An 827-nucleotide genomic window follows, 5' to 3' on the forward strand; every position below is an offset into this window, starting at 1 on the left:
CCCCAAAGGCTTCCTTGTCCTGGCGTGTCAGTCTGATGCTGGACGGACTCCCAACCCCCTGACAGACCAGACTGTTTTCTGGGCCCGATACACAGAATGTGTCGTCCAAAGGCTGAACGACGGGTGATGATGTGCGGATACGGCCTGTTGGCACAACAAGCGTTGTGCTACTCACCTGCTTATCTGTACTCGCATCAACAACAATAGTGGGAGCAACGGTCAGGATACAAAGCCATGAGGTATTTGCCAGCCTTTGCAACGAGCATAACCTCTGATTCAACCCTGGCACGAAAGGCTAGTCGATAGGTAAAACTGGGGCAATTTTCAAACCCTGTAAAGTTATTGACCCGAACAGCTCCAGGGGGGGGCTTTCTTATTTCTTGTTGATCCGTTTATCCTTACATCGGATGTCGCTGCTACCCCGGCGGTGAGATCTAAACTGGTTGACCGTATCGAAGGTGGCGCCACAGGGACAGATGGTGTTCTGCTGCCCCTTGCACTGGGCGTCTCGACTGCTCTGGCGGTGAGCGCTAAGTCGGCTGACCGTATCGAAGATGAGGCCGCAAGAGCAGGTGGTGTTCTGCCCCCCCTTGCACCGAGCGTCGTTGTTCCTCTGGCGGTAGGATTTCAGCAGGCTGACCGAATCAAAGGTGGTGCCACAGGGACAGGTGGTGTTCCGCTTTCCCTTGCACCGGACATCGCGGCTGCTCTGGCAGTGAGAGTTAAGCTGACTGAACGTATCGAAGGTGATGCCGCAAAGGCAGGTAGTGTTCGACTTTCCCTTGCACCGGGCATTGCTGCTGCACCGGCGGTGAGATTTAAGCAGA

Annotated in this window: 1 protein-coding gene; it reads left to right on the top strand. The window is 55.0% G+C overall.

What is annotated here, in order from left to right; genetic code table 11:
- Positions 1 to 427: 427 nt before the first annotated feature.
- On the top strand, positions 428 to 827 hold a 400-nt coding region (locus tag E1189_RS23230; RefSeq protein WP_230460053.1), incomplete at its 3' end, for a hypothetical protein.

This window comes from Parendozoicomonas verongulae, from assembly GCF_009711465.1.
Taxonomy (GTDB): Bacteria; Pseudomonadota; Gammaproteobacteria; order Pseudomonadales; family Endozoicomonadaceae; genus Sansalvadorimonas; species Sansalvadorimonas verongulae.